Genomic DNA, 11,625 nt, shown 5'->3' with positions numbered 1-11,625 from the left:
CGGACACCACAACTCTCAACTCACAACTCTGAACTCTCAACTGAGAAAGGCGGTATTATGGATCACTTCAAGCTATGCTCAAACTACGCTCCCGCAGGCGATCAGCCACAGGCTATCGACAAGCTGGTAAATGGTATTAATTCGGGCAAAAAGGAGCAGATACTCCTTGGCGTTACCGGTTCGGGAAAGACCTTCACCATGGCGAACGTTATCGCCCGTGTGAACAAGCCCACACTTGTACTGGCTCACAACAAGATACTTGCGGCGCAGCTCTGCTCGGAGTTCCGCGAGTTCTTCCCCGAAAACGCTGTGGAGTACTTCGTATCCTATTATGACTACTATCAGCCCGAAGCCTATGTTCCAAGTACGGACAGCTACATCGAAAAGGACTCCTCCATAAACGACGAGATAGACAAGCTCCGCCACTCTGCGACAACTGCTCTTGCGGAGCGCCGCGACGTTATCATAGTTGCCAGCGTTTCGTGCATTTACTCCCTCGGAAGCCCTGAGGAGTACCGCTCCATGTGCGTTTCCATACGTCAGGGCGCGGAAAAACCGAGAGACCAGCTCATTGCGGAGCTTGTGAAGATACGCTATGAGCGCAACGATATAGCTTTTGAGCGTAACAGGTTCAGGGTGCGCGGCGACGTTGTGGAGATATTCCCTGCCATGTCAACGGATACGGCTGTCAGAGTTGAATATTTCGGCGATGAGATAGACCGTATCTCCGAGATAAACGTGATAACGGGAGAGGTAAAGGCTGTAGTCTCTCATGCGGCGATATTTCCTGCCTCTCACTATGTTGTGGGCGATGACAAGCTTGAAGCCGCCCTGAAGGAGATAGACCGCGAGCTTGCAGAGCGCATAGACTACTTTCAGCAGAACAACAAGCTAATAGAAGCTCAGCGTATCGAGCAGAGAACGCACTACGACATGGAAATGCTGAAAGAAGTGGGATATTGCAGCGGCGTTGAGAACTATTCCCGTATACTTGCGGGGCGTCCTGCAGGAAGTACTCCGCTGACCCTCATGGATCATTTCCCCGAGGACTTCTTGCTCATAGTTGACGAGAGCCATGTCACCCTGCCTCAGGTACGCGCCATGTACGCAGGCGACCGCGCAAGAAAGACCACCCTTGTGGACTACGGATTCCGTCTGCCAAGCGCTATGGACAACCGTCCGCTGAACTTCGACGAGTTCAACGAGCATATCCACCAGGCGATATACGTAAGCGCTACTCCCGGACAGATAGAGCGCGAAAAGACCGATATCATAGTCGAGCAGGTGATACGTCCTACGGGACTTGTAGACCCCGAGATAATCGTGAAGCCCACACAGGGACAGATAGACGACCTGCTTTCCGAGATAAATGAGAGGGTGGAGCGCCATGAGAGAGTGCTCGTGACGACCCTCACAAAGAAAATGGCTGAGGATCTGACCTCATACTATGAGAAGCTGGGCGTGAAAGTCCGCTATCTGCACCATGACATAGACACTATCGAGCGTATGGAGATAATCAAGGATCTCCGCGAGGGAGTCTTCGACGTTCTTGTGGGAATAAACCTTCTCCGCGAGGGACTTGATATCCCTGAGGTTAGCCTTATCGCCATACTCGACGCAGATAAGGAGGGCTTCCTGAGAAGCGAGACCTCGCTTATCCAGACTATCGGACGAGCTGCAAGAAACGCAGGCGGACAGGTAATAATGTACGCCGACAGCGTTACGGGCTCAATGGAACGCGCAATAACCGAGACCGAGCGCCGCCGCTCACTGCAGATAGCTTTCAACGAGGAGCACGGTATCGTGCCGAAAACTATCATCAAGGACGTCCGCGATGTACTGGAGATAACCTCAAAGACAAAGGTCGAGGAAAAGACCAGAAAGAAGAAGCTTTCTGCTTCGGAAAAGCAGCGCATGATAGACAAGCTCACCGTGGAAATGAAGAATGCGGCGAAGCTGCTTGAATTTGAACACGCTGCCTACCTGCGCGACAAGATAAAGGAGCTTCAGGAAAGCTGATACACAGGATTTATACATTTAACGATCAAGAGAAATATATGATTTTTTATGTATAAATGACTGCAAAACGCGCAAAAGTACTTGACAATTCGTCGTTGAAATGTTACAATATAATCGACTATAAGTGCGCTTTATCTGTGCACTATGAGAGGGGAAATTAAAATGAAAAAATTCGCACGTGCTGCGGCGGCTCTGGTGTCCGCTGCGGTAATGACTGCAACGGGAGCAGCACCCTGTTTCAGTCAGGTCACTATGACAGTAAATGCGGTCGATACGAACGGCGACGACTGGCTCCACGCAAAGGGCAGCCGTCTTTACGACATGAACGGCAACGAGGTATGGCTCACGGGAGCTAACTGGTTCGGCTTCAACTGCACCGAGTGCTCGCCTCACTACCTCTGGAACGGCGATATCGACGATATGGTAAAGGATATTGCCGACCACGGCGTAAATGTTCTCAGACTTCCCGTTTCCACGGAGCTGCTGTACAACTGGATGGAGGGCGACCCCAATCCCATAGGAAGTATCAAGCCGAGCAGCGATCCGAGCTATCCGTTCAATATGGACCTTATAATGTCCGACGGACATACGGCAAACAGCATGGAGCTCTTCGACGTTCTCCTTGCAAAGTGCAAGAAGTACGGAGTAAAGGCGTTTATTGACATACACAGCCCCGAATCCAACAACGCAGGTCACAACTATGGTCTGTGGTACGGAAAGAGCTTCAAGGATCACAGCGGAAAGAACGTTGAGGTTACGACCGACCTGTGGATAGAAACTCTTGCGTGGTGCGCGGATCACTATAAAGGGGACGATACCCTTATAGGCTTCGACCTGAAGAACGAGCCTCACAGCAAATACGGCGGAGCTCCCATAGACGCGATCTGGGACGATTCCGACGCTCCCAACAACTGGAAGAAAGCAGCGCAGGACTGCGCTGACGCTATACTCGCAAAGAACCCCAATGCGCTCATCATCATCGAGGGCGTTGAGGGATTCGAGGGACACGGCGCATGGTGGGGCGGAAATCTCCGCGGCGTCGCAAAGTATCCCGTAATGCCCAAGTCGGGCACTTCACAGATAGTTTATTCGCCTCATGATTACGGTCCCATAGTAAGCGATCAGACATGGTTCAACAAGGACTTCACGGAAAAGACTCTCCTTGACGATTACTGGTACGATACATGGGCTTACCTTGTGGACAAGGATATGTATCCTCTCCTCATCGGCGAGTGGGGCGGACGTCTTGACGGTGGAAAGAACGAACAGTGGCTTGGACTTCTCCGCGACTATATGATAAAAAATCACATCAGTCATACCTTCTGGTGCCTCAATGACGACTCGGGCGATACCGGCGGACTCTGGAAGGACGTCCAGTTCGGCGTGACCAACGGCGAGGGAAAAACTACCATAAACTGGGATAAGGAAAAGTACGATACATACTACTATCCGGCTATATGGAAGACCTCGGCTTCAAAGAAGTTCATCGGTCTCGACCATCAGGTAGCTCTCGGTAAGGACGGCATATCGCTGAATGAGTTCTATTCGTCCTATGCAAAGTCCGAGGGAAGCAACCTTGACGGTGGCAAGACCTCCGACGGAAAGCCCGTTGACGCAGACAAGACTACGACAACTTCGACCACTAAGGAAAACAAGACCACTACCACAACTTCTGCGGCTACAACTACGACGCTGACCTCAACAACGGTCAGCTCGGTCAGTAAACGCAATTTCGGAGACGCTAATTGCGACGGCACGATCGATATGGGAGACGCTGTTCTCATAATGCAGGCTCTTGCAAACCCGAACAAGTACGGCCTGAAGGGAACTGACAAGAACCATATCACCGACGAGGGCCTGAAGAACGCCGATGTTGAGGGCAGCAACGGTCTTTCAAACAACGACGCGCAGGCAATACAGCTTTACCTGCTTGGGAAGGTCAGAACTCTTCCCGTTGAATAAGTATTTGACCGTGCAGCTTCAGGGTGCTGCATGGCAAAAATAAAAATAATGAGAGGGAAATTATTATGAAAAAGCTTTTACGCTCTATGGCAGCGATTGCTGCTGCGGCAGCTATAACCGTAACAGGTACTGCCTACACTCCGTCTGTGGATACAGACTCATTCAACAAGGCTTTTGCAGCCGATGACTGTAACGATGACTGGCTTCATGCAAAGGGAAGCCGTATCTACGACATGAACGGCAATGAAGTATGGCTCACAGGCGCTAACTGGTTCGGCTTCAACTGCTCTGAAAACTGCGCTCACGGTCTGTATGCTGCCGATGTTGACGATATGCTCCAGACTATCGCAGACCACGGTATCAACGTTCTCCGTCTGCCTATCTCCACAACTCTTCTCAAGTCGTGGATGGACGGCAAGCCCCACGATGTAAGCTCGGTACAGGCTTCATATACTCCGCCTGTAGACGAGGTCGGCGAGGACGGAAAGGTAACTCCCGCAGGCTACTACACAAATATCAACAAGGATTTCGTTGAGTCCGACGGCAAGACCGTAAAGAACTCAATGGAGATATTCGATATCATCATGCAGAAGTGCAAGAAGTACGGCCTTAAAGCATTTATCGACATTCACAGCCCTGACGAGAACAACTCGGGCCACGATTACGAGCTCTGGTACGGCAAGGCAGGCATCACTACAAAGGACTGGCAGGATACTCTTGTATGGCTCGCCAAGAAGTACGCAAACGACGATACTCTCATAGGCTACGACCTCAAGAACGAGCCTCACGGAAAGCGCGGATATACAGGAAGCTCATGCCCGAGCACTATTGCAAAGTGGGACGACTCCAAGGACGAGAACAACTGGGCTTACGCTGCAACTCAGTGTGCAGAGGCTATCCTCGACGTAAACCCCAACGCTCTTATCTTCATTGAGGGAATCGAGCAGTATCCTATGACCGAAAAGGGCTATACATTTGATACTCCCGATGTATGGGAGCCTAAGTCAGAGGACGATAAGAAGTGGCACGGCGCATGGTGGGGCGGCAACCTCCGCGGCGTAAAGGACAATCCCATAAAGATGTCCTCACCCGAGAAGCAGTCAAAGATAATTTACTCGCCTCATGACTACGGCCCGTCAGTTTATGCACAGACATGGTTCGACAAGAACTTCACCACTCAGACTCTCCTCGATGATTACTGGTACGATACATGGGCTTACATCAACGACCAGGATATAGCTCCTCTCCTTATCGGTGAGTGGGGCGGCTTCGTTGACGGAACAAAGAATCAGAAGTGGATGGAGCTCCTTGCTGATTATATGGTAAAGAACCACATCAACCACACTTACTGGTGCCTCAATCCTAACTCAGGCGATACAGGCGGACTTCTCAGCCACGACTTCCTGACATGGGATTCTGCACGTTACGGTATCCTCAAGAAGACTCTCTGGCAGACAGACGGCGGCAAGTTCATCGGTCTCGACCACCAGACAGCTCTCGGAAAGAATGGTATCTCGCTCAATGACTTCTATTCATCGGGCGCTAAGAGCAACCTCGACGGCGGCAAGTCAGGCAGCGGTCAGCCTGTTATAGTTGACAAGACCACTACTACAAAGCCTGCAACAACTACAACGACAACTACAACAACAACAACTACCTCCACTACAAGCACTACGACAACTACTACAACTTCCACAACAACTACGACTACAACTACAACAACTACCACGACCACAAAGCCTGAGACAACTACAACAACGACAACAACAACTACAACTGCTCCCAAGAACGAGGAGACTACAACAACTACCACACAGCCCGGAAAGGACATCAACGCAACAGAGGGTGTTTTATGGGGCGACGCTAACCTCGACGGCGGAGTTGACATGGCAGACGCAGTTCTCATCATGCAGAGCCTTGCAAATCCGAATAAGTACGGCGTTAACGGAACTGACGCAAAGCACATCACAAAGGAAGGTCAGGACTGCGGCGACGTTGATACGAGCACAAAGGGCCTCACATCAAACGACGCTCTTCAGATACAGCTCTATCTCCTCAAGAAGATAACTTCTCTCAACCCCAACGGCTGAGAATGACTGAATAACTATGGCGGCACGGTTTTTACCGTGCCGTTTTGTTTTGTATGGACGCCCGTGGAAATCAAAGGGCAAAAAAATTTTTGAAAACCCCTTGACATCTTATTATTTTTGTGATATTATCATAATAGAAATAACAGAGGAGGTGCTCTTAATGGACAGCGAAAAGGATTTTCTTGCAAACTATGATATGAGCAAATACGACAGGCCTTCGGTAACAGCCGATGTGGCAGCTTTTATGGTGGGCTCGGAGGATAAGACAGACTATCGCCGCAATCCCGTGAACAAGCTGCTTTTGCTCCTGATAAAAAGAGGCGGACACCCTTTCAAGGATATGTGGGCTCTCCCGGGCGGCTTCCTGCAGAGGGGCGAGACCGTGGAGGAATGCGCTCTCAGGGAGACTAAGGAGGAGACAAATGTTACTCCTGCCTCTATCATGCCTGTGGGTATCTTCAGCAAGCCCGACCGCGACCCGAGAGGCTGGATAATCTCAAACGCTTTCGTTTCCGTAATAAGCGAGGCTGCGGTAAAACAGGTGGGCAGCGATGACGCTTCCGACGCTCAGTGGTTCGGCGTCAGCTTCGAGCGCGATGACGACCTGAAATACTATCTCACCCTCAATTATGAGGACGTAGAGCTGAAAGCTGTGCTGGAAGCGGAAAAGACAAAGTTCGGCAGGACAAATTACAGGATAATCGACAGCGGCGGACTCGCTTTTGACCATGCTGCCATAATCGCTGCGGCTCTGACAGCTCTCAGGAATGAGGCTAAGAGCTATGACACTATATTCGATTTCCTGCCGGAGAAGTTCACGCTCTCGGAGTTCCAGAGAGTGCAGGAGACTGTTATGAACGTGTCCATACTTCCTGCGAATTTCAGGCGTATGGTAAGCAGCTACGTGGAGGAGACCGACGAATACGTCCGCGGTGAGGGCCACAGACCTGCAAAACTCTTCAAGCGCAGAAATAATACTTGACGACAGTATATCAGGTGAGTTATAATATTGGTATATTATAATAATTATTGACCAAAGGAGGATATGAGGTTATGAAAAAGTTTTTAGTCGTTGTGGATATGCAGAAGGATTTCGTGGACGGAGCTCTTGGTTCAAAGGAGGCCGTTGCCATAATACCTGCCGCTGTGAAGAAGATCACACAGTTCGACGGTGAGATATTCGCTACCTATGATACTCACTTCGACGACTATATGGATACGGCTGAGGGCAGGAAGCTCCCTGTGCCGCACTGTATCAAGGGTACTGAGGGCTGGCAGCTCAACAAGGACATATCGGCTGCCCTGAAAGGGAAGAAGTACACTCCCGTTGAGAAGTACACGTTCGGCTCTGTAAAGCTGCCCGACCTCATAAAAAAGGCTGCGGGTACGGAGGACTTCTGCATAGAGCTCATCGGTCTGTGCACGGATATCTGCGTTATCAGCAACGCTCTGCTCCTGAAGGCTAATTTCCCCAAGGCGGATATCTCTGTGGACGAAGCCTGCTGTGCAGGTGTTACTCCCGAAAAGCACAATGCCGCTGTCGAAACTATGAAAAGCTGTCAGATAGACATACTCTGACAAGGAGGAAGTACCATGAAACTTGAACCTATAGTTGTTTCCCTGCTCGATACCGACCTTTACAAATTCAATATGGACCAGGTCATCTTTCATAAGCATACAGACCTCTGCGGTCAGTATTTCTTCAAATGCCGCAATAAGGACGTGGTGTTTACTCCCGAAATGGTCCGGGAGATAAACGAACAGATAGACCACCTCTGCTCGCTCACATTCAAAAAGGAGGAGCTTGACTACCTGCGCTCCATACGCTTCATCAAGAACGACTATGTGGAGTTCCTGAGACTGTGGAGACCTATCAGGGACTACGTTACTGCAAAGCTTGACGATAACGGGGAGCTTTTCATAGAGGTGAACGGTCCGCTGTTTTCGGCTATGCAGTTCGAGATATACCTCCTCGAAATAGTAAACGAGGTCTATTTCCGTATGAAGTTCGATTACGACAGGCTGAGAAAGTCTGCGGAGGAAAGGCTTGACGCCAAGATAAAGGCTATGAACGACGGAACTTATACCTTTAAGTTCGCTGAGTTCGGCTGCCGCAGGAGACTTTCCCGTGAGTGGGAGGACGTTGTCGTGAAACGCCTCGTTACCGAGACAAAGAACTGCGTGGGAACTTCAAACGTGTACCTGGCTATGAAGTACAACGTTACTCCTATCGGAACCTATGCTCACGAGTTCGTGCAGATGTATCAGGGTATAGACTCCATACCGCTTGCGTATACAAATCACTACGCAATGAAGGACTGGTACGACGAGTATGACGGCGATAACGGTACCGCCCTTACCGATACGGTGACTACCGACCTCTTCCTGCTGGACTTCAACCGCTCTATGGTCAATAACTATACGGGCGTCCGCCACGACAGCGGCGACCCCTATGCATGGGGCGAGAAGATAATAGCTCACTATAAGAAGTACGGAGTTGACCCTAAGACAAAGCTCCTGCTGTTCAGCGACAGCCTTGACTTTGACAGGGCGCAGAAGCTCCACGACTATTTCTGCGACAAGACAAAGGTTTCATTCGGCATAGGCACGTTCTGCTCCAACGATACGGAAGAAAAGGCTCTCAATATCGTAATAAAGCTCCAGTACGTAAACGGCAGACCCGTTGCGAAGCTCTCGGACGACGTCGGAAAGGCTATGTGCCGCGATGAGGAGTACCTCGGCTATCTCAAGAAGTCTGTGGAGTTCAGATTGCAGCGCGAGAAATGAAAGTTGCTGTATTTCAGGGGGCGCATACCGTGCCCCCTTTCTGTTTATCAGCATGAAGATGTTATGTTACCATCTTGCCATCTTGCCATGTTGCCATCTTGATTTGATACAATGTACTTTAATAAGTTAATGTGTTGAAGTTGGCAAGTTGGCAACATGGCAACATGTAATGTGTCCATGTTGGAATTATGTAAAAACAGGGGCTGAGATTATCCGCCCGATAAGGGAACGCCCTCACTTGCAGGGCGTTCCCTCTTGAAAAACAGTCCACCGGACTGTTTTTCAATTCACTCTTTGCGGAGCGCCTGCCGAATAAGGGGCTTTGCCCCACACCCCACAAGGGCTGTCAGCCCTTGACCTGACCAAAGGGTTGTGAACCCTTTGGAATCCCTTTGTTTTGGACATGGCATGATTAATGCGTAAATTATGATTTATATATAACAAGCCCCGAAGCTGTAAAGTTTCGGGGCTGTATTATTATCAGGTGACAGAAGAGGACCGCCGACACTATTGCGCCGACGGTCATTTCTTTTTCTGAAAGGTGTGTTCAGAGGACGGTGGTGTGCGACACCGCCCCGGAGTGATCACTGCGTCGGAGGTATTTTGACGCAGAAACGAGGAACAATGAAGGTTGTCATTTATTTCTTTTCCCTTACTGTCTATATTATACCCTGTGCAGGTAAGATTTGCAATAACAGAGCGATTTCGGTTTGTATACAGTTCGGATATAAATGCTTACGGATAATGTCAGATTGGTTACACAATTCTGACAGCTCTGAAAGCTGTAAGAATTTTCATTGTACCTTTTTTTGATTTCTGCATAATATAATGTAAGCGGCAAAATCGAGGGCGCCGTCAGGAGGTGGAGCGGCGCTCCCTCGGATAGCTTCCCGACATATGGCGCACTCCTGATGGCTGCTTTGATATAGATAAAGCTGCCGAAGCGTTTTTCGGCAGCTTTTTTGGTAAATTATCTGTAATATGAGTCTATGCCCAGGTATTCCTCAAGGCTGAGTCCGCTTTCGTAGACCTTTGCGGCAGTCTCGACTCCGAGGAAGCGTATGTGCCACGGCTCGTAGCGGAAGCCTGTGTAAGCTTCCTTGCCCTTGGGGTAGCGGATTATAAAGCCGTACTTATGGGCGTTTTTTTCAAGCCATTCGCACTCGGCAGTTCCGATGAATGCGTCGCTTATGGAGTTAACGTCTATTGCGAGGCCTGTCTGGTGCTCGGAATGTCCTGCCCTTGCAGAATATGTATCAGCTGCGAGAACTCCGTCCGTTGCAACGTAGTTGTTGTAGAGCGCCTCCTGATAGTCGTATGAGCGGAAACCTGACGAGCATACTATTTTAAGTCCCAGCTTTGCAGCGTCCTCCTGCAGGAGCCTGAAGTGCTCCTCGGTGTTGGCTGTGAGCTTGTCGGCAGGGTAGTCCCTGTCAATGCTGTAGGTCTTGTTGACTATGAGTATTCCGTCGATGTAGGTAGCTCCGTTATGCGACTGGATAAGGTGAGTTGTTGCCGCAGGCTGAGAAGTTGTGGCTGCTGTGGCAGTCGTTGTAGTTGTTGTGGTGGAAGTGGTTGTTGTTGTCGTTGTTGTGGTGGTGGTAGTAGTCGTAGTTGTAGTGGTAGTAGTAGTTGTTTTTGTTGTTGTTGTGGTAGTCGTAGTGGTCGTTGTTGAATTGATAACAGGGCGGTTGTGGACCGTAACCTTTACTGTTGCTTTGATATCGGGATCATCTGCGCTGGAAACGGTGATAGTACAGGTTCCTGCGGAAACTCCGTATACGTTGCCGAATTTGTCAACGGAAGCGACGGAGGGGTCTGATGATATCCATATCTCAGTTATGGGGACGGCTGTTTTCGGGAGAGTGGTAACGTAGGATATGCCTAATGTTCCCGTAAGTATATCGAGCTCGTAATCGCTGAGAGAAATGCTGACAGGCTGCTTTTTGCCGGTAACTTTGACTTTTATCTCGCCCTTTACGTCAGGATTGGACTTGCTTATAACGGTAACGGTGCAGTTTCCGGGAGAAACTCCTCTTACAAGTCCCTCATCGGTCACTGTTGCCACCTTTTCGTCGGAGCTTATCCATATCTCGCCCTTGTTTGCGGCGTTATCGGGGAGCATGGTCACCATTGAGATATCCGTAGTGCCCACAGGGACCACCATTTCGGTCTTGCTGAGCTTTATTCCGCGGACCTTTGTGGGGTCGATGACAGTTACCTGTATTTCAGCCTTTACGTTCGGGTTGCTGACGCTCTGAACGGTAACAGTGCAGGCGCCCTCTGATACAGCTGTTATCCAGCCCTCGAAATTGACAGCGGCAACGCTTGAATCTGAGCTCGTCCATTTCTCGGACTTGTCTGCGGCAGTTGCAGGGAGCATAGTCACCATTGAGATATCGCCGTCGCCTACGTTAAGGGTTATCTCAGTCTTGCTGAGCTTTATCCCTGCCACCTTTCGGAGGTCGGCTGTAGTCGTTGTCGTGGCGGCTGTGCTTGTTACAGTGGTTGTGGAGGTCACTGAGGAAGCAGCCGGTGTGGTTGAGGTCGTGGAAGCTGTTGCAGTTGTTGAAGCCGGCTTGGGAGCAGCAGTCGATGTGGTTGTGACTGTTGTTGCAGCTTTTGTTGTTGAAGCCGATGTGCTTGTAGTCGTGGGCTTTGCTGTAGTCGTGCTTGCTGAGGTTACAGCATTTGTTGCAGCAGTGGTTTTAGCGGCAGTAGTTGTTGTGGTAATAGCAGTAGTTGTTGTAGTTGTAGTAGTAGTAGT

At 50.0% G+C, this 11,625-nt stretch carries 7 protein-coding genes; 6 read left to right on the top strand and 1 reads right to left on the bottom strand.

From position 1 onward, the window contains the following. Positions 1-57 precede the first annotated feature (57 nt). From uvrB to pncB, 6 genes are all read left to right on the top strand, one after another. Entirely contained in the window at positions 58-2,019 is a 1,962-nt protein-coding gene (uvrB, locus tag IKW96_RS06140; protein WP_296571766.1) for an excinuclease ABC subunit UvrB, read from the top strand. 162 nt (positions 2,020-2,181) lie between these two features. Further along, positions 2,182-3,981 (top strand): cellulase family glycosylhydrolase, encoded by a 1,800-nt coding sequence (locus tag IKW96_RS06135; protein ID WP_296571762.1) that lies wholly within the window; start codon positions 2,182-2,184, stop codon positions 3,979-3,981. 65 nt (positions 3,982-4,046) lie between these two features. Further along, on the top strand, positions 4,047-6,071 hold the full coding sequence (locus IKW96_RS06130) for a cellulase family glycosylhydrolase (protein WP_296571759.1): 2,025 nt from the start codon (positions 4,047-4,049) through the stop codon (positions 6,069-6,071). A gap of 160 nt (positions 6,072-6,231) precedes the next feature. Further along, positions 6,232-7,053: an NUDIX domain-containing protein gene (locus IKW96_RS06125; protein ID WP_296571756.1), complete on the top strand. Its 822-nt coding sequence runs from the start codon at positions 6,232-6,234 to the stop codon at positions 7,051-7,053. 71 nt (positions 7,054-7,124) lie between these two features. Beyond that, positions 7,125-7,649, top strand: coding sequence for a cysteine hydrolase family protein (locus IKW96_RS06120; protein WP_296571753.1), 525 nt, complete (start codon positions 7,125-7,127; stop codon positions 7,647-7,649). 15 nt (positions 7,650-7,664) lie between these two features. After that, entirely contained in the window at positions 7,665-8,858 is a 1,194-nt protein-coding gene (pncB, locus tag IKW96_RS06115) for a nicotinate phosphoribosyltransferase (RefSeq protein WP_296571750.1), read from the top strand. A 970-nt stretch (positions 8,859-9,828) separates the two neighbouring features. Here pncB and IKW96_RS06110 read toward each other — a convergent pair. Continuing rightward, positions 9,829-11,625: D-alanyl-D-alanine carboxypeptidase family protein (locus tag IKW96_RS06110; RefSeq protein ID WP_296571746.1), on the bottom strand; the 1,797-nt coding region annotated here is incomplete at its 5' end.

This window comes from Ruminococcus sp., from assembly GCF_017549005.1.
Lineage (GTDB): Bacteria > Bacillota > Clostridia > Oscillospirales > Ruminococcaceae > Ruminococcus.
Note: the sequence above shows the minus strand (reverse complement) of the source record. Positions and strands in the feature narration are given on the sequence as shown.

Coding starts and splice junctions, on each gene's coding strand:
- IKW96_RS06130 (WP_296571759.1), top strand. CDS start 4,047: ATGAAAAAGCTTTTACGCTCTATGGCAGCGATTGCTGCTGCGGCAGCT.
- IKW96_RS06135 (WP_296571762.1), top strand. CDS start 2,182: ATGAAAAAATTCGCACGTGCTGCGGCGGCTCTGGTGTCCGCTGCGGTA.
- uvrB (WP_296571766.1), top strand. CDS start 58: ATGGATCACTTCAAGCTATGCTCAAACTACGCTCCCGCAGGCGATCAG.
- IKW96_RS06125 (WP_296571756.1), top strand. CDS start 6,232: ATGGACAGCGAAAAGGATTTTCTTGCAAACTATGATATGAGCAAATAC.
- IKW96_RS06120 (WP_296571753.1), top strand. CDS start 7,125: ATGAAAAAGTTTTTAGTCGTTGTGGATATGCAGAAGGATTTCGTGGAC.
- pncB (WP_296571750.1), top strand. CDS start 7,665: ATGAAACTTGAACCTATAGTTGTTTCCCTGCTCGATACCGACCTTTAC.